Genomic DNA, 19,781 nt, shown 5'->3' with positions numbered 1-19,781 from the left:
GGTCAGGCGCGAGGCGGAGGTCGGTTCCAGCCGCGGAGGCGTACTCCAAGTACGTCGCAGCGATGGAAGCGACCGACAACGAAGCGGATGGCCGCCTTACTCCGGCGGAGCCGGAGTGCAGATCAGATCAACCGCCTAAAGACTAGATACCCTGTTTGTGTCTTTCTTCGTCATCAACGTGTGTTTGGATACCACCTTTTAGATTCGGACGATAAGCCAAATGATTGATGTCGTAGATGAACTGTCCACCGTTAACCGCTGGAGTTTGCCATTCAGGCCCCAAGCGGATCGCGTCTACTGGGCAGGCTTCTTCGCAGTAGCCACAGAATACGCAACGTAGGATATCAATCTCGTAAGCAATCGGGAATTTTTCAACTGATGGATCGTTATGTTCTGCTGCAACGATTTTGATACATTCAGCAGGACAGTTCGTCGCGCACAACATACAAGCTGTGCAACGAAGAGATCCGTCTTTTTTAACAGTCAAAACGTGATTACCTTTGAAACGCGGAGAATAGTCGTTCTGCTCTTCCGGGTAGTTCAAAGTCATCATCTTTTTGCGGTTCAAAAGATTCGTAACCATGTGTTTCATAGTTACGGACAAGCCACCTAATACGCCCGGCAAGTACCACTTGGACTTTTCCGAGTTATTTTGCATTACGCTCATAGGCTACCTCTTCTGAAAACAAACTCATTCTTCTTACGGTGTTCCAACTCAACTTGGTCAGGACGTTGATTGTTTGGCATGAATGGAGCTGCCATTGGCATCGCCAAGTTTTTACCAGACATCAACAAAGCTGCTTCAGTCAAAGTCAGAGCTTCAGAAACAACATTCGTCACTTTTTTGATCTTTTGTTCAAGACCAGAGTAGTTGATGAATGTGCCGTCTTTTTCAACGAAAGTTTTCATTGGAATGATCCAAACATTACCCGTCAAAGCAGACAAAGCTTCGTTCTTACCTGATTGCATCCAGATCAAGTTTTGAGCTTTTGAAAGCTCTTTCAATCTTTCGCCGTATTCAGGGAATACAACTTGGTTTTCCGGACCAGCTACAACCACAGTTTTGATAGAACCGTTAGCAAGACCTGCAGACAAATCAGTCCAAGTTGCAGTGATGCCGTACTTTTCCATAACTTTCAAAAGACCTTTAGTGTTTGGATTTTTATCTCCGCGAGATAGCAATCCATCAAAGCTGTCGAAAGTTTCTTTGTTGTTGATCCAGAAGAATACTTTTTTAGTTTTGAATTCTTCAACGAACGTTTTGATGATCGCTTCATACTCTTCAACAGTGTATTGAGCTGTCAAAACCAACGCCAAAGCATCACCTGAAGTGTTTTTCAAAACTTCGTTAGCGTTCTTAGCTGCCGCACCTGGAGCCATTTCAACTCCACGAGCTACACCTTTAACAAGACGTGCTTCACGGTTCACGAATTTATACGCGTTACGACCGTTATCACACATCCAGTGACCGTTTACTTGTTCATTGTAAACAGGCTTAATACGGAAGAGACCTTCCTTATTGTAGTAAACTTTGATGTTACAACCTGTTGAACAACCGTTACAAACGCTGTCGCCATCTTTTAGATACCAAACGCGCTGACGGAAACGGAAGTCTTTAGAAGTCAACGCACCCACTGGGCAGATATCGACTGTATTCAAAGAGTATTTGTTGTCCAAAGGCATACCATCGTGAGTACCGATTTCAGTACGATCACCACGGTTGAATAGACCCAACTCATTTGTTTTAGAAACTTCTTCAGTGAAACGCACGCAACGAGAGCACAAGATACAACGTTCAGAATCCAGAACCACTGTCGGTCCCAAATCCACAACTTTGTGTTTCTTAACTTTTGCTTCGGCCATTTCTGGATCGTACTTACCGTACTCCATGTATTGGTCTTGCAATCCGCACTCACCTGCTTGGTCACAGATAGGGCAATCCAAAGGATGGTTGATCAAATGGAAGTCTAGACCCCATTTAACAGTGTCTTTAACTTTTTCAGACGTGTTATTGATCTTCATTCCTTCAGTAACCATTGTGTTACACGCGATCTGAACACGCGGATTTCCTTCGATTTCCACTACGCACAGACGGCAAACACCCGCAACGCTCAATCCTGGATGCCAGCAATAGTGAGCGATACGATCGCCCGTCTTTTGCATCGCCTCGATGATCGACGTGCCTTCTTTTACTTCGACTTCTTTGCCATTAATGGTGCATTTCGGCATATGTCGTTCCTTTTACTTTCGAACGTCCTTCACGAACGTAGAATTCAAATTCATCTCTAAATTTAGTTACGAAGCTTAGAACTGGTAAAGCAGCAGCGTCTGAAAGAGCGCAGATTGTTTTACCTTTCATGTTGTCGGCAACTTTAACCAACAAATCGATATCTTGAAGACGGCCACGGCCTTCCAAGATCGAGTGAAGGATCTTGTTCAACCAACCCGTACCTTCACGGCATGGAGTACACTGACCGCAAGATTCGTGAGCATAGAAGTGAGTCAAAACACCCAACATATCAACCATACATTGAGAGTCATCCATCACGATAACTGCGCCCGAACCAAGCATTGTGCCCAGACCCGCAAGTGATTCGTAATCAAGATTTGCTTTCATAACTTCTTCAGCAGTCAAAACCGGAGCAGAAGAACCGCCCGGGATGATTGCTTTCAACTTACGACCTGGCTTCATACCACCGCACTCATTGTTGATAAGATCAATCAATGGGTAACCCAATGGAACTTCATAGTTGCCTGGCTTAACAACGTTTCCGGATACAGAGAACAATTTAGTTCCCGCTGATTTCTCAGTTCCGAATTTACGGTAAGTCGTCGCGCCATCTTTAATGATGTAAGTAACTGCTGCCAAAGTCTCAACGTTGTTCACGATAGTTGGCTTACGCAAGTAACCTTGAACAGCTGGGAATGGAGGTTTCAATTTTGGTTGGCCTTTTAGACCTTCCAAAGAAGAAATCATACCTGTTTCCTCGCCGCAGATATAAGCGCCGGCACCACGGTACACATCAAGGTCAAAGTCGAAACCAGAACCCAAGATGTTTTTACCAAGAAGACCCGCATCGTAAGCTTCTTTGATAGCTTTATTCAGACATTCGATTGGGAATACGTATTCACCACGAACGTAGATATAACCTTTATGTGAACCAACCGCGAAAGCAGAGATAATCATACCTTCGATCAATTGATGAGGAGCACGCTCCATCATCATACGGTCTTTAAATGTACCTGGCTCACCTTCATCGGCGTTGCAAAGTAGGTAACGAGGTTCGCCATTTTTAGGCAAGAAGCCCCATTTCATACCCGTCGGGAAACCCGCACCACCGCGACCACGAAGACCAGAAGCCTTCACTTCGTCGATGATTTGCTGAGGTTGCATTTTCAAAGCTTTCGGCAAAGTTTCGTAACCGCCTTTAGCTTTGTAACCCGCAAGAGTTTGATACTCTGGCAAATGATAGAATTCTGTAAGAACTTTTGATTCAGCCATTATTTCATACCTCTCAACAGGTTCATTGCTGATTCAGGAGTTAGCTTTTCATGATAAGTGTCGTTCACTTGCATCATTGGAGCTGTACCGCAAGAACCCAAGCACTCCACTTTAGATACTGTGAAGCGACCATCAGCAGATACTTCGTTCAATTTCACGCCCAACTCTTTACAGATGTGGCTAGCCATTTCGCGACCGCCCTCAAGAGCGCAGGAAATGTTCGTGCAAACTTGAACGTGGTATTTACCCACAGGTTCCTGATTGAACATTGTATAGAATTTGAAAACTTCATTGATACGCGCTTCAGGGATATCCATTACTTGAGACAAGTGACGGATAATATCTGGCGTAATGAAGCCTTTATTTTCTTTTTGAGCAATATAAAGACTTGGAATAATCGCAGACTCTTTCGCTTCATAGCGAGCGAGTTCTTTTTTAACGGAAGCCAAGCCTTGTTCAGAAAGTTTAAACATCGTTTTTGCCCTCTAAATTAGCGATCTAGTTCGCCGGCGATAAGATTCATCGAAGCGACTGTCGCAATCGCATCCGCCAACATCGCGCCTTTAACCACAGTCGGGAAAGACTGATAAATCGCGAAGCAAGGTGGACGAACTTTCAAACGGTACGGATTCGCAGAGCCGTCAGATACAAGGAAGAAGCCCAACTCACCGTTTGCCGCTTCAGTTGCATCGTAAACTTCACCAACTGGTGGACGAAGACCTTTAATCACCAACATAAAGTGGTTCATCAGACCTTCGATGTTACCGTAAACGTCTTTTTTCTCTGGAAGAACGATACCTTTATCGCGGATCGTGTAATCGCCCGCCGGCATGTTTTTACAAACTTGCTCGATGATACGAATAGACTGGCGCATCTCTTCGAAGCGAACCAAATAACGGTCATAGATATCACCAGAAGTTCCCACGGGGATGTCGAAATCTAGTTGATCATATCCATAATATGGAGTGGCTTTACGAAGATCCAAGTTCACGCCAGAAGCGCGAAGCATTGGGCCGGTGTAACCCCACTGAATCGCATCCGCCGCAGAGACAGGGCATACGCCACGAGTACGTTGGATGAAGATTTTATTGTCGACAACCATTCCCGCCATTTCATCAGTTCCACGGCGAAGCTCTTTACAAAGAGCCAACACCTCGTCGAACCAACCTTCAGGAGCGTCCTGAGCCATGCCCCCTACGCGAGTCATAGAAACTGTAAGACGAGCACCGCACAGTTTTTCGAACAATGTGTAAACTTGTTCACGCAAACCGAACATATAGAAGAAGGAAGTCAACGCACCCAAGTCCATCGCGCCAGTACCGATTGCAATCGTATGGTCGATAACACGAGAAAGCTCTGCCAAGATGATACGCATTGCTTGTGCTTTTGGTGGGATTTCAACGCCCAACAAACGCTCAACCGCTTTACAGTAACCAATGTTGTTCATTGGAGCCGAGCAGTAGTTCAAACGATCTGTGTATGGAATCACTTGGTTGTACGGGTGAGTCTCTGCCATTTTTTCGAAGCAACGGTGAAGGTAACCGATTTCGTTGTTACAACGAACGATTGTCTCCCCGTCCATTTCAGCCATTACACGAAGAGTACCGTGCATCGCTGTATGGGCCGGACCGATGTTCAAAGGAACATATTTATCATTCAAAATGTCGCCTGGAGAACCTGGCTCATTGTTGAAATGAATTGGCAAAGAGGCTGTACAAGGTTGTTGGTGATCAGCTTCGTAATCTTTACGAAGTGGATGTCCAACGAATTGGTGGTGAGTCAAAATTCTGCGAAGGTTCATGTGACCTTCGAATTTGATACCGAACATGTCGTACGCTTCGCGCTCGAACCAGTCAGCACCACGGTAAGCTGGAATTGCTGTACCGATAGACTCGCCTTCACCTACTTGCGCTTTGATACGCAAGCGAGAGTTGTCCTTAGAAGAGAACAAGTTGTAGACAACGTCGAAACGTTTTTCGCGAGTTGGATAGTCCACTCCGCAAACGTCCATCAAGAAGTCATAGGAACCTGATTCTCTCAAGTACATCAAAAGTTTTGGAACGTCTTCCTTAGGAGCTTCGATAACATCATCGCCAACAGCGTTGATGAACTTGAAGTTCGCCGTATTAAAACGACCCGCTAGGTTTTGTTTTAGTGAATCAAGCTTGCTCATATGGGCTCTTCCAGTTGTCTTTCCACGGGCGTGGAGTGTGATCTGCGATCATTTTTTGCAAAGCCATAATACCGTCCATCACCGCTTCTGGTGTTGGAGGGCAACCTGGGATGTAAACATCGACAGGAATAACTTTATCAACGCCTTGAAGTACGTGGTAAGCGCGGTAGAAACCACCGGAGCTTGCACATGCACCCATCGAAAGAACGTATTTTGGTTCCAACATTTGTTGATAGATACGAACGATGACTGGCGCCATCTTTTCTGTGATCGTACCAGCAACAACAAGTAAGTCGGCTTGACGAGGAGAGAAACGTGCAACCTCAGCTCCGAAACGAGCTAAGTCATATTTCGGTCCCATCACCGACATGAATTCGATACCGCAACAAGCAGTACCATACGGCATTGGCCACAATGAATTTTTGCGACCCCAAGCTACGATGTGATCGAGCTTCGTAGTGAACGCAACGTCTCGCGACTGATCGTCTGCTGCTTGAGTTCCGAGTGCGGAACCTTGCACTTGATCTTTGTGCATAAATACACCTCTGCAATTTCAATTAGCTATCATTAAGTAACTAACGAAAAACCGTAGTCCTGACAACTAGATACTCATTGTAGTCCCAGGTCTGAGCAACTTCAACGCACCCTAGCAAATCCCATAGAGTTCGCAATTGAAATTGATTCTCCTCTCGATTGCTTTCACACTCAAATTTCGGCTCAACATCAGTCGAGAAATCGACTTGTATAACCACAAAACAAGGACTGTTTGAAAGGAGTTTTCATGAAGAAGTTGGCTTTACTCGTTGCGGTTGCCACTCTTGCCAGTGCTACAGGGGCTCAAGCTCAGCACAAAACACAAGATTTGCTTATTAAGTTGGCACCTGGTTATGAAGATCTAGAACTTCAAGGCGCTAAAACTGAGAAAATCACGGAAAACCTGGTCCGTGTTCAAGCTCCAAGATCTATGAGTTTAAACACATTGGTAAAAAACCCGGCTATTGAATACGTTCAACCGAACTACCCAGTTCGCCTTCTTGAAGACTATCGCATTCAAGACTCTTTGCGTCGTGCAGCTTTGGCAAAAATGCTTCGCCGCAACCCACAACCAAAAATGATGGCCATCCAAGACAACCCAGCGATTCCTGAAGCTCCGCAAGCAACAACAGGCGCTGATCCATTGTTCAACAAACAATGGGGCATGAACAACATCGGTGTTGTTGAAGCTTGGAAAGTGACTCAAGGAAATCCAGAAATGGTTGTAGCTGTGATCGACACTGGTGTTGATTACACTCACGAAGACCTTTTGCCAAATCTATGGAGAAATCCAAAAGAGATCGCTAACAATGGTATCGACGATGACGGCAACGGTTACATCGACGACACTATCGGTTGGGACTTTGTTTCTAACGACAACAAGCCTTATGACCTTTCTATGGAGCCACTTGAAATCCTTTTCAAAGGTGGTAACCCAGGTCACGGTACTCACTGTGCTGGTAACGTAGCGGCTCGTGGCGACAACGGCAAAGGTATCGCAGGTGTTGCACCGAATGTAAAAATCATGTCTTTGCGTTTCATCTCTGAAAAAGGCCAAGGCACAACAGCTGACGCGATCAAAGCGATCAAATACGCAGTTGATAACGGCGCAAAAATCATGAGCAACTCATGGGGCTCTGAAGGTGAAGATCCAAATTCAGGCGCAGAAAACAAAGCTTTGCGTGATGCTGTTCAATACGCTCAAGACAAAGGTGTTCTATTCATCGCAGCGGCTGGTAACGGTCACAAAGGCGTTGGCTATGACAATGATAATGATGCAGCTCCAGCATACCCTGCAAGCTACCCACACGACATCATCGTGTCAGTTGCAGCGATCGACGTAAAAGACCAATTGGGTTCATTCTCTAATTGGGGCAACCGCTCTGTTGATATCGGCGCTCCAGGCGTTGTTGTGTACTCTACAACTGTATTCAACAACTACTCTGACATCGTAATCGACAAAATGGGTTTCAAAGCAACTTGGGATGGAACTTCAATGGCCACTCCACACGTTGCTGGTGCAGCGGCTCTTTACTGGTCTGCTCACCCAGAGAAATCTTGGCAGGATGTTAAAGCTGCGATCCTTGGTTCAGCAAAACCAATCCCAGCTTTGAACGGCAAGGTAACATCTAATGGTAAATTGGATGTTGGCGCTCTTTTGAAATTCTAATTTCAAAAACCACCGTTAAAATCACCAAAGGGAGCTCATTGAGCTCCCTTTTTTTGTAATTTGGCACCCACGCTCCGCCTTGCCAAGACGTAAGTTGCGCCTCTGCTCCTCTTAAAAAACGATAAGTACTTGCTCAATAATAAATCAAAAAAGCGAGGTACTTATGCAAGCACAGAGATTAGCAACGTCCCTGTTACTGACTGCTTTCATTGCCACACCAGCGTGGGCAGCGAAATTCAATATCGACCCAGCTCATACCAGCATCACTTTTAAAGTGCCGCATATGGTGGTTTCCAAAGTTAAAGGTACTTTCAATAAATTCGAAGGCGGATTCGACTTTGACGAGAAATCTCAAAAACTTGATAACGTGACTGTGAAAATTCACGCGGACTCTATTGATACGAACCAAGCTGATCGCGACAAGCATCTTAAAAGCCCAGATTTTTTGGATGTTGCGAAGTTTGCCACGATCGAATTCAAAAGCAGCAAAACAGAATACGATGGCTCAAAACCTAAAAAGGTCATGGGTAAAATCACCATTCACGGCGTAACTAAAGACGTGACCCTAGATGTGGATTACAAAGGTGCCGTCACCGATCCTCAAGGCAATCGTCGCATTGGCTTTGAAATCGAAACCAAACTGAACAGAAAAGATTTCGGCTTGGTTTGGAACAAAGCCCTTGAAACTGGCGGAGTCGTTGTTGGCGACAGCATCGACGTTGAAATCGAAGGCGAAGCCATCGTACCGGGGAAAAGCAAATGAAGTATCAAACACCAAACTTCAAAGTGGGAATGGGTTTACACCCTTCCCACTTTTCCTATTTAGAACAACAGCCCTCTACCGATGTCGCATGGTTTGAAGCAACTAGTGAAGACTACATGTCGCCGTCTAGCCACAACATGCAGCTTTTAAAAAAAATCCGTCAGGATTATCCCGTCGCTTTGCATGGTTGCCATTTGAACATTGGCTCCCCGACGGGACCCGATGCTCACTACATCAAAGAATTGCGCGAGCTGATTGAACGCTCAGAGCCTTTTCTAGTTTCCGATCATCTGTGTTGGACCGGTGGCGAGCAACAAAGTCTGCACGGGCTTTTCCCATTGCCATTGAACGAAGAAAGCTTACGAATTGTGAGTCAGAATATCGACACGGTTCAAAGCCAGCTTAAAACGAATATCGCATTGGAGAATATTGCGACTTACATTGATTATGCTGAAAGCGAAGCCACCGAAGCCGAATTTATCAGCGAGTTATGTCGTCGTACCGGCTGCAATTTGGTTTTAGACCTGGGAGCTCACTACGTAAATGCGGCAAACCACGGCCACTGTCCTTTCAAGCAACTGAAAAATCTGCCGCTAAGCCACGTGGTGCAACTGCACCTCTCCGGTCCGACTGAAACAGAAAACTATTGGCTGGATAAAAAAGCGTCCGATGTTCCTAGCGCCATCTGGGACCTACTAAAATACTTGGCGCCCCAGGTTCGCCATCTGCCGATTGCCATCGAAAGGCAGCGCAATGTTCCAGCATTCAGTGATCTAGAAATGGAAGTCATCAAAGCCTCTTACCTTTTGGAGAATAGCCATGAGAATGAACGAAGCGCTGCTTTTATTTAAAGAGAATGTTCTAAATCCCGAAGCACTCCCTTCGTCATTGTCTGAGCTAAAACCCATCGGTGGCTTAAGTCCCGATGAAGCTTTTGAGATTTACAACGATCTGTACTTTTCAAAGCTCTCATCGACTCTCGCGAAAACTTACGAGGCTGTAGCTTGGTCATTGGGATCTGATTTATTTCAGGAACAATGCGTGCGCTATATTGATGCTCATCCTCTGTTGAGCTTCCGACTGTCAGAATATGGAGAACACTTTGCAGCTCAACTGCAAACGATTGCGAAAAAACTCAATCGCCCCTATCTCCCCGACTTAGCTATTCTGGAGTTTCTGATCAAGGAAGTTCGCCATGCAGGATCGGCAATTTCCATTGGGCCTGAAGAGTTTCAAGGAATGCTAAACGCAAATAACTTCAAGGTGAGTTTCATCGAAGGAATGAAAGTGCATCAAAGCATGTACTCGGTGGCAGATCTATGGCGTCGTCGTCACGATTCACCATCAGCGATCAATGAAGTGAATTGGAGCCACCCGCAAAGTCTTTTGATCTACAAAAATAAAGGCATCGTGGAGGTTCAAGAAATCGAGGCTACGCACGCTGAAGTTATTCTGAGTTTGCAGCAAGGAAAAACAATCTCAGAGGCTCTTTCTGAGTTCTCTGACGTGATTTCTCCAGCAGACAATGCAAAGCTTTTTCAAACTTTGATTGCCGCTGAAGTGATCGACGATATTACGCTCTTATAAACGAGTCGACGGAAGGGAGCTGCGAAGATCTTTCGCGGTTCCTTTCATATGCACTGTCATTCCCGCCATGCCTCGGCAAGTTTCCGAACAATGGCGACAAGCCTCAGCACATCGTTGCATCAATGGATCATCATACGACGCACAGATCGCCGCACTCGCCGTTGAGAGCTCAAAAGACAGCTCGCAGGCTTGGTGATGGAATTCAAGCTCCGCCAACATCATTTTCGATGAAAGCTGACAGGCCTCTGCACACATTTGCAGAATGGAGACTTGTTTCCCGGATACGCCTTGTTGAAGAAGATAGTGAAGGGCTTCCATGCACGCCTTTGTGCAATTCATGCAGGCTTTAATGCACTTCGCGGTGTCGCTGTCTTGCATAGGTACTGACGCCATAACAACCTCCCAAGTTGGAAATTAGGTGTTAGCTTCATTCTATGCGATTGCAGTGGTGATATAAGAAAAGTGTCAGATTGCAACAAGGCCCCTTGTTTCCTATCAGAGGCCTTGCGCTGAATTAAGCAGGAACTAACCTTCAGTCCCGAGAATTTCGGTCTTTTTGATCATTTCCTCGAGTGTGTTTTTGAAAGCAATCAATTGTTCTCTATTGAACTGTTGCTCCCAGAAATTTTTCACACGTGGATACCATTGTGGGAAAATCTCTTTCAAAGTGCTGTCGCCTTTTGCAGTCAACTTGATTACAAAAGATCGACCGTCCTTGGAATGCGTCTCGCGCACGATCAACTCATTCTTTTCCATATTGTTCAACAAGCCCGAAATAGTTGCTTGTGTCACACCTGCCATAGACGCCAACGCCGAAGGGCTCAAGCCCTCTGGTGCGTTTCTAAGCATGAATAAAAGAGTGAATCGGCCGCTAGAAAGACTGTACTTGGAAAGTACACCTTCAAAGTGATTGTCCAGCTCGTTTGCCACCTTCATGAAAAGAAGGTTTGAATGTAAAACTCCTGCATCCACATCTTCCGTGTGCAGATCTCCGCAAGAAGCTTTTAACTCTTGTTCTGTTGGCAATTCCTGAATAAATAATTTCGCCATTTTAGTCTCCTGGGTAGTTATTTTGCTTCTAATATTGTTACATTTAAAAATCGGTTTAGTTAAAGTTGTGTTAGTTTTTTAGTTTCCAATCTTTCGAGGTAATTAAACGGGCGCCGCGCTTAGAGAAGATATAACTCCACGTCCACTCGACCATCACCGATGCTCTGTTTTTGAATCCGATCAGGTATAAAACATGAACGAATAACCAAGCTAACCATGCAATGACTCCAGTCATTCTCAGGGAGCCGTACTCCGCTATGGCTTTGCGTTTCCCGATAGTGGCCATTTGACCTTTATCAAGATACGAGAAGGATCCGCGTGTTTTTCCTTCGATGCTTTGGAGTACCACATTACCAACAAATTTGCCAGATTGCATGGCCGCAGGTGCCAAACCTGGAAGAATTTTTTCTGAGGAAATTCGGAAATGCGCCATGTCTCCAATCACAAATGTGTTTGGGAAATTCTCAATTGAGAAATCATTTCCGACGACAACTCTGCCAGCACGATCCTTTTCGACCTCAGGAGTGAACTCCATGCGCGCAGCTTGCACTCCTGCTGCCCAAAACACAGAGCGTGAAGGAATAAATTCTCCCGCAATTCTCACTCCATTTTCATCTATGCTATCAACACGCGATGAAATGCGAACTTCAACGCCGAGATCTTTTAAATCCTGCGCTGCTCGTTGTGAGAGTTTTTCATTAAATGACGCTAAAATTTTTGGTCCTGCTTCGACGAGCAATACGCGCGCACTCGCAGGATCAATATGATTGAAATCTTTCACCAGTACGGTTCTTGCGATATCAGCTATGGCTCCAGCAAGCTCAACACCTGTGGGACCTGCACCCACCACAACAAAGTTTAAAAGAGCTTTTTGCTTAACTGGATCAATTTCATTCTCAGCCTCTTCAAAGGCAGAGAGAATACGACGACGAATCTCTGTCGCCTGCTCCAAAGTTTTTAAACCTGGTGCATGCTCTTCCCATTGAGGATTTGCAAAATAGCTGTGCTGTGCGCCGGCTGCGATAATCAAATAGTCATAACTAAGCTCATGGTCATCAGCGTAGATAACCTGCTCACGCAGATTCACGCCCTGAACACGGCCCAAGTGAACTTCCACATTATCGGCTTTAGAAAATTGCGCGCGAATAGGCACGGCAATATCCGATGGATTAAGGCCCGCAGTCGCTACTTGATACAGAAGAGGTTGAAACAGATGATGATTACGCTGATCAATCAGTATGACGTGAACTTTGTCTTCGTGGGCCAGAGATTTCGCGGCATTTAATCCCGCGAAACCTCCACCGATAACAATAACTATTTTTTTCTCACTACTTTTCGGGTGCTGTAACCGCATAGTCGCTGACTCCACTTTCGCGTGGTGCGCCAGCCGTGGCTTCCTCGTGAGACGTTTCTTCTTTAGAGGCAGAAGTCAATTTGCTGCCCACTTTATTTGCCCAAACTCTGAAACGATCAATGTAGGTGAATACGGCCGGTACCACAATTAGGGTTAGAATTGTCGATGAAATCATACCACCGATAATTGCGAAACCCATAGCAGTACGAGTTCTTGATGCCGGATTCAAACCAATTGCAACCGGAATAACACCCGCGATCAATGCGAATGATGTCATCAAGATTGGACGTAGACGTGTCTTACCGGCTTGAACCAGAGCGTCTGCTCTAGATTTGCCTTCCGCCATCAACTGATTGGTTGTGTCGACCAGCAAGATACCATTCTTACCTGCGACCCCCATGAGCATGAACAGACCGAAGATCGCAAAGATCGACATCATCTGATTTGCTAAGAACAATGCCAAGAATGCTCCCGACAATGCCAGTGGCAAGGCCACCATGATCGTGATCGGAGTGATGAACGATTCGTAAAGCGAAGCCAAGATCAAGTAGATGAACAACACCGCGAAGCCTAGGGCCATCGCTGCTGAACCAGCCAACTCTGCTTGGTTTTCCGCCTCACCACCAAGATTCACACGAACACTTGGAGGGAATTTCGTTTCGCCTTCAGTTGTCATTTTCATCACGTCCGCAATCGCTGTCGACAGACCCACACCTGGAGCTAACGCCGAAGTGACCTGGATATAACGAGCACGATTCATACGATCGATCGAAGCCGGACCGGAAGACAGAGTTCCTGTTGCCACGTCTTTCAAGCGAACCAACTTACGATTCACGTTCGGAACGAAGACTTCATTAAAGCTTGCTTTCAAGTCACGTTGCTCATCCGACAAGCGCACACGAACTTCATATTCGCGACCTTTTTCACGGAATTTTGCAGGCGTCAAACCTTCAACTTGCGCACGAAGCTCACCACCCATTGTCGTTGTATTGATACCGTAGGCTTTTGCAGCACCTGGTTTCAATTCAACTTGCAACTCTGGTTTACCCGGACGGAAATTCGAGTCGACGTCTTTAAAGCGTGCATCAGCTTTCAATGCCGCGATCAATTTCGTTGCGGAGCTTTCCAGGTCTTTTGGATCTGGTGACATGATATTCAAAACGACTGGCTGTTGCGCCATACCGCCCGTAGCATCGTATTTTTTTACTACCGGATTTGCGTCGGAGAACTGAGCTAATTCTTTACGAAGCTCATCACGGAACAATTCCGTTTTCATTCTGCCTTTAACGTTTTTCATTTTTACATAGAAAGTGGCCTTGTTCGGCTCACCGTAAATATTACCAATAACTTTGGTAGTGAACTCAATAGCTGGTTCGTTACGCAAGAATGTATCCACTTTATCAGCAACGACTTGCATACCATCCAAGCTTGTACCTGGAGCCATTTCAAGAGTCACACTCAACTCACCCGCGTCGTCATCCGGTACGAAGGCACCTGGAACTTTTGTCGCCGTATAGATCGACAAGAAGAAGACTGCCAAAGTCGCTACGATCGTCATAATTGGATGACGTAGAGTCAGTTTCAAAAGCTTTTCGTAATATTTCTCAAGCATCGCTTGGAAGCGGTCGAAGCCACGAACCATACGACCCAAAGTATTTTCATAGATACCTTTTGGCTTGTGATCACCGTGACCAGCAGCTCCGCCATGGCCTTCGCCTGCGAAGTAAGCAGTCAACATCGGGATGATCGTCATCGCCACGAACCACGAAATCACCATCGAGAATACAATCGTGAAACCGAACTGTTTCAAGAACTGACCAATAGTTCCTGACATCGTACCAACTGGCAAGAATACAGCGATAACTACCAGAGAGATCGCCATAACGGCCATTTGGATCTCTGTTGTTCCTTTTTCCGCAGCTACTAGCGAGTTTTCACCCAACTGCATACGTCGATAGATATTTTCCACGACAACGATGGCATCATCCACTAGAAGACCCACGGCCAACGTCAATGCCAACATCGAAATGATATTTAGCGAGAAGCCCGCAAGCTTCATCAACATGAAGGCACCGATCAAGGAAACTGGCAATGAAACCGCAGTGATCAAAGTTGTACGAGGGCTTCCTAGGAAGAAGAACACCGTAATAACCGTCAAGATGATCGCGATGATGATTGTCTCATTCACGTCATACAAGTTGTCTTTGATCTTTTGAGAAGCGTTGTTGATCATGCGCAATTCAAGATTACCCGGAAGCTTTTGAAGCTCCGGTTGCATTGCATTCATTTGTTTCAAAACGTCATCGGCAACTTTAACAGTGTTAGAACCGGATTGACGATAAACTTGCAAGAAGATCGCTTTTTCACCGTTCACGAAGGCACGGGATTTTTCGTCTTCTAGTGTATCTTTAACAACACCTAGATCTGAAACGCGTGTTGGTACTTCATTTCCGTAAAGGTTAACTAGAGTATCCGCAACGTCTTGGGTATTTCTGAACTCACCCAAACCACGGAATGTCAGCTCTTGGCCACCTTGGTTTACTTTACCAGATGGAATGTTTTCACCCATTGCGCCCACTTGAGCTGCAACTTGGGAAACAGACATCTCACGATTTTTTAATTTCTTACGATCCAAAAGAACGTGGATTTCTCTTTTACGACCACCCAGGATGTCAATCGCACCTACGTTATTAACTTGTTCAAAACGAGGAGAGATAACGTCATCCGCGATATCGTAAAGCTCTGCTGAACCAATTTCGCCTTTAGCAACAAGGGCGATCATCATGATTGGAGTATCAGACGGGTCGAATTTTTTGATAACGGAGTCTTCAGCTTCATCTGGAAGTTTCGGTTTTGCCACATTCACTTTATCGCGAATCTGTTGCTCAGCGTACTTAACGTCTACTTCCGAGTTGAACTCAACGATAACTTGAGAAACGCCTTCCATACTTTTGGAAGTCATACGTTTGATACCAGAAATAGTACTGACTTCGTCCTCTAGGGGACGAGAAACCAGTGTCTCGATTTCGGCAGGACCTGCACCAGGGTAAACTGTTTGCACAGTGATAACTGGAACGGAAACGTCAGGGAATAAGTCCACGGGCATGGATTTATAACCGGCCCAACCCACGATTACGATCGCAATCGTAATACACGTAATGAAAATTGGTCTGCTAATGGATAGTTTAGGTAAGCTCATGACTATTTCCCTTCCTCAGGAGAGGCTTGGTAAAGTTTGATTTGAGTTTGAAGAGCCAAGATATTCGCAGCAGATTTCACACGGCTCAAAGCAGCCGCAGAGTAATCTTGCTCGAACAACAACACTTGATACGTTGTCGTACGACCTTGGCGAAGACGTGTTCTTTCCACGTCCAATTTAGTTTTTTGCGCTTGTTCGATTTTACCCAACAACACCAAGTTGTCGCGTGCATCCGTCAAGTTTTGAGTCAGATTGATCCAATCTTGTTCTTGAGCGTAAAGAGCATACTCACGATTGTATTCTGCTGCTTTCACGTTTTTATCAGCACCTGATTTCGCATCGCCAGCAGCACCGATATTCAATGGCATGTTGAAACGAAGACCGATGTAAGCAGTATCCGTATCAGTATAACCCGCGTTTTTCATCGCTTGATCATAGGCATCGTCACGACCATTCAAGTTATATGTCGTATAGATATCCAAAGTTGGACGATTGCGCTCTTTAGCGACAGTTGCGTTTGCTTTCGCAGTTTGCAATTGAGCTTGAGTAGCTTTCACATCGTAACGTTCGCCTGGGCGGCTTGACGGCACTGTGATTTTCTCAAGAGTTGCGTACTGAACTGACTCAAGGTTATCCACCGGAGTTGTTGCAGGTTTGTTCAAAAATTTATTGAAGTTACGCAAAGCTTCGCGTTGTTCATTGCGAGCAACTTGCAGTTCCAAACCGCGGGCTTCAACTAACGCGCGAGCTTGAACCACGTCCGCTTGCTCACCCAAGTTCATGCCTCTTTTACGATTTACATAATTATAGATATCTTGAGCGGCTTTAGATGCTGCCTCTTGGATTCTGACAACATCAGACCAAGCAGACAATTTCCAGTAAGCGGCCTCTGCTTGCGCAAGGAACGCCACAGATTGATACGAAGCTTGGTATTGTTCCGCGTAGTTACCTTGGCGGATCAAGTCTTCATTCGCACGAGCTGTACGACCGAAGCCACCACCCCAAACAGGCATCGTTAACTCAAGCTTCGGAGTTGCATCCCAATATTTAGACATTGTGAAGGCGTTACCGGCATTATCAAATGTCGTTTTTTGCATTTGATAAGACAACTTACCTTGGAGACCAAATTCGAATTGTTGTTGGATACCTAAACTATAAGTTTCCGTATTCACACGGTCATACATTTTAGGTTGGCTTGGTTTGCCATCGTGACCTGTGTTGAATTCCGCAAAAAGTTTAGGAGTGAACAACAAATCAGCTTCGCGGGCCTCAAGGTTGTTACCCTCCGCCTGAGTTGTAGCTCCTTTATAGCTATTGCTGTCTGTTTTCACTTGATCGAGATATTGATCCAAAGTGATCCCCTGAGCCTTTGTTGCGGCGATGCCGATCAACAAGAAAGCTGCAGCAGCTCGTAGTACAAAACACTTATCTCTTTTAGCTTCACCCGATTTCATCATTGGGCAGTCTCCTGATTCACTAATAAGTAATCACTTACTTACATACTTTTACGGCATTTTTACAAAGTACTCAAGCAATTACTTACTTGTGGACGTACCTTTTTTATGATACATTTACTATTGACAAGTACTTTCAACTGCTTACAAGCTTTAGAAAGTTAACTCAGGAGCTCAAAATGGACGATACATCTCAACTAAATTCGAAAATACCGGATCAAAAAGAGACCGGGTCTCGATCTAAGCCTAAAAAAAGAGATAGATCCGCATCCGAAGAACGCCTGCTTAAAGCTGCTGAAGACATCTTCGCAAAATATGGTTTTAAAGGCGCCACAACACGTATGATCGCTGATAAAGCCAAGGTAAACGAATCACTCATTGGCCGCTATTTCGACGGCAAAATGGGGCTGCTCTTTGCACTGATTGAAAGTCATATCAGTCAAAAAGATCACGGTGAGTTAACTTACCCACCTCAACCAACTGTTCGTGAAGAGCTCATTGCACTTGTGGATTCTATGTTTGCTCATCATTGCCAAAAGGACGAGGAGTTTTTTAAAATCGTGCTGGGCCAATGTCTTGTAGATCCAAAGTTTTTAAAACGCATTCGTGAAATCGCTCCTATCAATCAATACATCCCACAAATAGTTTCTAGATTAGAGACTCTAAAAGCCAAGGGCTTAGTTGATAAGGACGCCGATATACAAAGCATGATGGAAATCTTCGATACGTATTTCCATGGAGCCATGTTCTTCGACAAGATTCTAATGGGAACTGATTTAGAAAAGATTAGAGAGAAGCTTCACTTCTTCATTCACGGCGTTGCCAACAGAATTGAAGTGAAATAACTCAAGCTCCCGCGCCTCATCTGCGGGCGTTGTTGGATCAACTTGTTCCTCTGGTGTGATCGTCGCATTCACACCAGGAGGAACAATCTCACTCCCCGTCAGATCTTGCTCACTCGGATACTGACGAGCATCTCTCCAAAGATCACGATGATATGACAACAACAAGCTTCCACTTTGCAGAGAGTTTAAAAGCGTCGGCAATACGTCCAAAGCCACCGCGAAACATCCCTGGCTCCATCCCAAGCGTCCATTTCTTTGAATAAAATCATCACTGACATACTTCGCTCCATGCAAAACGATGAGGCGGTCTTTCGCATTGTTGTTGGAATTATCAATGCCTTCTAATTTTAATGAAGGACCATTCTTCGCGCTGTTGTAACTGCCTTTTGCATAATAGAAACCAAGTGAGCTTTTCCATGAATCCATCAGGTTTGAAAAACTGCGAGTCTCTAGCACTCCAGAATTAATTCCGTGAGAGACATAGAACCTTTCAACAACTCCCGTGTCGAGATGAAGAAAGTAAAGACGCTTTTCTGTCGAGTCTAAGGAGTAATCCACAATGGCGGCTGTTTTAGTGTTGGGAATACGACCGTAATTGTAGTCGAACATTCTAAACAACAAGTTAACAGACTCTCCCGCCACACCCTGCTGGAGAATTACTTGGTAAAGATTTTGGCCTGATTTGGTTTTACGATTGAACATGGAGTTTGGACCATAGGAGGCAAACGCCATCGAGGACACGATCAGACTGCCAATAACTGTCAGAGATATGAAACTGAAAATTCTCATAGGTCACAGGTTGGCAAAGCCCGCGATCCACTGCAACCACGGAACACCGACACACCACCGCTTTTGAGATAAAACAAACCCGCCGTCGCTGAAGCTTTGGCGGGCGAGCCCTAGTCTTTCTTTTTGATTGCACCCATGTAGGAATAGGTCCACGGACGGTAGGCCATTAGAACGCCCGCATCAACCGTCGCGGCGTTATGTTCAGTATCAAAGCGCGAGTCCTCTTGCATTTCCATAGCTAGCTTTTCTAGTTTACCTTTGTACTTTGCTAATGTTGAAGGACTGATTTTGATGAGCGTAAAGCGCACGAAGTCTTCTGGTTTGAAATCATACATCAAATAAGTCGCCTTCATTTGCTCGAACAACGCGCGGCCGATCGGCCCATCACGACGGAAACGCAAGAAACCTTGGCGCTTAAATTTCACTTTATCGCGAGGATGAAGCTCGATCAGATTCAAGCGATCTAATTGGAACAGATACTTTTGCGCTTCAGCTTTATTGATCTGATACTCTTTTTCAATTTTCTGCGGAGTGCGCTCGTCATGAAGCAGCATGTAGTAATGAAGCAATCGATGGTTTTCAGCCAAAGCGCGCTCTTGTTCGTCTGTTAAAAGATAAACCTGAGTGCCGTCTTCAAGGTTGGCCGACTTTACGACTTCAGAAAAACTCAAATCAGCAACGCGACAGATCTCCTCCAAACGCTCTAGGCTGAGGCTTTTGCTGGAAAGGATGCGCTTTACGCTGGATTCGCTGAGATTGAGGGCTTTGGCCAAATCACGATAAAGAATATTCTTGGCTTTCAAAGAACGCTTTAATGACGCTAAAAACTGATCTATCTGTGACATGTCAGCCTCCGGGAATA

18 protein-coding genes are annotated in these 19,781 nt (G+C 45.3%); 5 read left to right on the top strand and 13 right to left on the bottom strand.

What is annotated here, in order from left to right:
- Positions 1-142 precede the first annotated feature (142 nt).
- The 6 genes from ACLVWP_RS03450 to ACLVWP_RS03425 are packed head-to-tail and all read right to left on the bottom strand — an operon-like array spanning position 143 to position 6,210.
- Entirely contained in the window at positions 143-667 is a 525-nt protein-coding gene (locus tag ACLVWP_RS03450; RefSeq protein WP_413560125.1) for a NuoI/complex I 23 kDa subunit family protein, read from the bottom strand.
- On the bottom strand, positions 664-2,229 hold the full coding sequence (locus ACLVWP_RS03445) for a 2Fe-2S iron-sulfur cluster-binding protein (protein ID WP_413560123.1): 1,566 nt from the start codon (positions 2,227-2,229) through the stop codon (positions 664-666). The genes ACLVWP_RS03450 and ACLVWP_RS03445 overlap by 4 nt, the downstream gene beginning before the upstream one ends.
- Positions 2,210-3,502, bottom strand: a complete 1,293-nt coding sequence (nuoF, locus tag ACLVWP_RS03440; protein ID WP_413560122.1) for an NADH-quinone oxidoreductase subunit NuoF — start codon at positions 3,500-3,502, stop codon at positions 2,210-2,212. The genes ACLVWP_RS03445 and nuoF overlap by 20 nt, the downstream gene beginning before the upstream one ends.
- Positions 3,502-3,975, bottom strand: a complete 474-nt coding sequence (locus tag ACLVWP_RS03435) for a complex I 24 kDa subunit family protein (protein WP_413560120.1) — start codon at positions 3,973-3,975, stop codon at positions 3,502-3,504. Before ACLVWP_RS03435 ends, nuoF begins: the two co-directional genes overlap by 1 nt.
- Positions 3,976-3,992: 17 nt before the next feature.
- Positions 3,993-5,675, bottom strand: coding sequence for an NADH dehydrogenase (quinone) subunit D (nuoD, locus tag ACLVWP_RS03430; RefSeq protein WP_413560118.1), 1,683 nt, complete (start codon positions 5,673-5,675; stop codon positions 3,993-3,995).
- Complete coding sequence (locus ACLVWP_RS03425; RefSeq protein WP_413560117.1) at positions 5,662-6,210, bottom strand: NADH-quinone oxidoreductase subunit B; 549 nt, start codon at positions 6,208-6,210, stop codon at positions 5,662-5,664. Before ACLVWP_RS03425 ends, nuoD begins: the two co-directional genes overlap by 14 nt.
- Before the next feature lie 246 nt (positions 6,211-6,456).
- Here ACLVWP_RS03425 and ACLVWP_RS03420 point away from each other — a divergent pair, with 246 nt between their 5' ends.
- The 4 genes from ACLVWP_RS03420 to ACLVWP_RS03405 all read left to right on the top strand — a co-directional run bounded on the left by ACLVWP_RS03420 (position 6,457) and on the right by ACLVWP_RS03405 (position 10,228).
- Complete coding sequence (locus tag ACLVWP_RS03420; protein WP_413560115.1) at positions 6,457-7,878, top strand: S8 family peptidase; 1,422 nt, start codon at positions 6,457-6,459, stop codon at positions 7,876-7,878.
- A 163-nt stretch (positions 7,879-8,041) separates the two neighbouring features.
- On the top strand, positions 8,042-8,641 hold the full coding sequence (locus ACLVWP_RS03415; RefSeq protein WP_413560114.1) for a YceI family protein: 600 nt from the start codon (positions 8,042-8,044) through the stop codon (positions 8,639-8,641).
- Positions 8,638-9,492, top strand: a complete 855-nt coding sequence (locus ACLVWP_RS03410; protein WP_413560112.1) for a DUF692 domain-containing protein — start codon at positions 8,638-8,640, stop codon at positions 9,490-9,492. The genes ACLVWP_RS03415 and ACLVWP_RS03410 overlap by 4 nt, the downstream gene beginning before the upstream one ends.
- Positions 9,461-10,228: a putative DNA-binding domain-containing protein gene (locus tag ACLVWP_RS03405; protein ID WP_413560110.1), complete on the top strand. Its 768-nt coding sequence runs from the start codon at positions 9,461-9,463 to the stop codon at positions 10,226-10,228. Before ACLVWP_RS03410 ends, ACLVWP_RS03405 begins: the two co-directional genes overlap by 32 nt.
- Here the strand turns inward: ACLVWP_RS03405 and ACLVWP_RS03400 are convergent.
- The 5 genes from ACLVWP_RS03400 to ACLVWP_RS03380 all read right to left on the bottom strand — a co-directional run bounded on the left by ACLVWP_RS03400 (position 10,223) and on the right by ACLVWP_RS03380 (position 17,288).
- Entirely contained in the window at positions 10,223-10,621 is a 399-nt protein-coding gene (locus ACLVWP_RS03400) for a four-helix bundle copper-binding protein (protein WP_413560108.1), read from the bottom strand. The genes ACLVWP_RS03405 and ACLVWP_RS03400 overlap by 6 nt on opposite strands.
- A gap of 132 nt (positions 10,622-10,753) precedes the next feature.
- Positions 10,754-11,278 (bottom strand): MarR family winged helix-turn-helix transcriptional regulator, encoded by a 525-nt coding sequence (locus ACLVWP_RS03395; protein ID WP_413560106.1) that lies wholly within the window; start codon positions 11,276-11,278, stop codon positions 10,754-10,756.
- A gap of 70 nt (positions 11,279-11,348) precedes the next feature.
- Positions 11,349-12,632: an NAD(P)/FAD-dependent oxidoreductase gene (locus ACLVWP_RS03390; protein ID WP_413560104.1), complete on the bottom strand. Its 1,284-nt coding sequence runs from the start codon at positions 12,630-12,632 to the stop codon at positions 11,349-11,351.
- Positions 12,607-15,831, bottom strand: a complete 3,225-nt coding sequence (locus ACLVWP_RS03385; protein ID WP_413560102.1) for an efflux RND transporter permease subunit — start codon at positions 15,829-15,831, stop codon at positions 12,607-12,609. The genes ACLVWP_RS03390 and ACLVWP_RS03385 overlap by 26 nt, the downstream gene beginning before the upstream one ends.
- 2 nt (positions 15,832-15,833) lie before the next feature.
- On the bottom strand, positions 15,834-17,288 hold the full coding sequence (locus tag ACLVWP_RS03380; RefSeq protein ID WP_413560101.1) for a TolC family protein: 1,455 nt from the start codon (positions 17,286-17,288) through the stop codon (positions 15,834-15,836).
- Between the two features lie 176 nt (positions 17,289-17,464).
- Here ACLVWP_RS03380 and ACLVWP_RS03375 point away from each other — a divergent pair, with 176 nt between their 5' ends.
- Entirely contained in the window at positions 17,465-18,130 is a 666-nt protein-coding gene (locus tag ACLVWP_RS03375; RefSeq protein ID WP_413560099.1) for a TetR/AcrR family transcriptional regulator, read from the top strand.
- On the opposite strand, the gene ACLVWP_RS03370 is transcribed toward ACLVWP_RS03375, so the two are convergent.
- Together ACLVWP_RS03370 and ACLVWP_RS03365 are read right to left on the bottom strand one after the other, a co-directional pair.
- The gene (locus ACLVWP_RS03370; RefSeq protein ID WP_413560098.1) at positions 18,062-18,919 is read right to left on the bottom strand and encodes a murein L,D-transpeptidase catalytic domain-containing protein; all 858 of its coding nucleotides are present in this window, start codon (positions 18,917-18,919) and stop codon (positions 18,062-18,064) included. The two genes, ACLVWP_RS03375 and ACLVWP_RS03370, sit on opposite strands and share 69 nt — an antisense overlap.
- A gap of 110 nt (positions 18,920-19,029) precedes the next feature.
- Complete coding sequence (locus ACLVWP_RS03365; protein WP_413560097.1) at positions 19,030-19,764, bottom strand: helix-turn-helix domain-containing protein; 735 nt, start codon at positions 19,762-19,764, stop codon at positions 19,030-19,032.
- Positions 19,765-19,781 lie beyond the last annotated feature (17 nt).

Source organism: Bdellovibrio sp. HCB209, from assembly GCF_047306065.1.
Lineage (GTDB): Bacteria > Bdellovibrionota > Bdellovibrionia > Bdellovibrionales > Bdellovibrionaceae > Bdellovibrio.
Note: the sequence above shows the minus strand (reverse complement) of the source record. Positions and strands in the feature narration are given on the sequence as shown.

What these genes read in the sequence shown, in the direction of transcription:
- ACLVWP_RS03450 (WP_413560125.1), bottom strand. Translation starts at nt 667, where the DNA reads ATGAGCGTAATGCAAAATAACTCGGAAAAGTCCAAGTGGTACTTGCCG.
- ACLVWP_RS03445 (WP_413560123.1), bottom strand. Translation starts at nt 2,229, where the DNA reads ATGCCGAAATGCACCATTAATGGCAAAGAAGTCGAAGTAAAAGAAGGC.
- nuoF (WP_413560122.1), bottom strand. Translation starts at nt 3,502, where the DNA reads ATGGCTGAATCAAAAGTTCTTACAGAATTCTATCATTTGCCAGAGTAT.
- ACLVWP_RS03435 (WP_413560120.1), bottom strand. Translation starts at nt 3,975, where the DNA reads ATGTTTAAACTTTCTGAACAAGGCTTGGCTTCCGTTAAAAAAGAACTC.
- nuoD (WP_413560118.1), bottom strand. Translation starts at nt 5,675, where the DNA reads ATGAGCAAGCTTGATTCACTAAAACAAAACCTAGCGGGTCGTTTTAAT.
- ACLVWP_RS03425 (WP_413560117.1), bottom strand. Translation starts at nt 6,210, where the DNA reads ATGCACAAAGATCAAGTGCAAGGTTCCGCACTCGGAACTCAAGCAGCA.
- ACLVWP_RS03420 (WP_413560115.1), top strand. Translation starts at nt 6,457, where the DNA reads ATGAAGAAGTTGGCTTTACTCGTTGCGGTTGCCACTCTTGCCAGTGCT.
- ACLVWP_RS03415 (WP_413560114.1), top strand. Translation starts at nt 8,042, where the DNA reads ATGCAAGCACAGAGATTAGCAACGTCCCTGTTACTGACTGCTTTCATT.
- ACLVWP_RS03410 (WP_413560112.1), top strand. Translation starts at nt 8,638, where the DNA reads ATGAAGTATCAAACACCAAACTTCAAAGTGGGAATGGGTTTACACCCT.
- ACLVWP_RS03405 (WP_413560110.1), top strand. Translation starts at nt 9,461, where the DNA reads ATGAGAATGAACGAAGCGCTGCTTTTATTTAAAGAGAATGTTCTAAAT.
- ACLVWP_RS03400 (WP_413560108.1), bottom strand. Translation starts at nt 10,621, where the DNA reads ATGGCGTCAGTACCTATGCAAGACAGCGACACCGCGAAGTGCATTAAA.
- ACLVWP_RS03395 (WP_413560106.1), bottom strand. Translation starts at nt 11,278, where the DNA reads ATGGCGAAATTATTTATTCAGGAATTGCCAACAGAACAAGAGTTAAAA.
- ACLVWP_RS03390 (WP_413560104.1), bottom strand. Translation starts at nt 12,632, where the DNA reads ATGCGGTTACAGCACCCGAAAAGTAGTGAGAAAAAAATAGTTATTGTT.
- ACLVWP_RS03385 (WP_413560102.1), bottom strand. Translation starts at nt 15,831, where the DNA reads ATGAGCTTACCTAAACTATCCATTAGCAGACCAATTTTCATTACGTGT.
- ACLVWP_RS03380 (WP_413560101.1), bottom strand. Translation starts at nt 17,288, where the DNA reads ATGATGAAATCGGGTGAAGCTAAAAGAGATAAGTGTTTTGTACTACGA.
- ACLVWP_RS03375 (WP_413560099.1), top strand. Translation starts at nt 17,465, where the DNA reads ATGGACGATACATCTCAACTAAATTCGAAAATACCGGATCAAAAAGAG.
- ACLVWP_RS03370 (WP_413560098.1), bottom strand. Translation starts at nt 18,919, where the DNA reads ATGAGAATTTTCAGTTTCATATCTCTGACAGTTATTGGCAGTCTGATC.
- ACLVWP_RS03365 (WP_413560097.1), bottom strand. Translation starts at nt 19,764, where the DNA reads ATGTCACAGATAGATCAGTTTTTAGCGTCATTAAAGCGTTCTTTGAAA.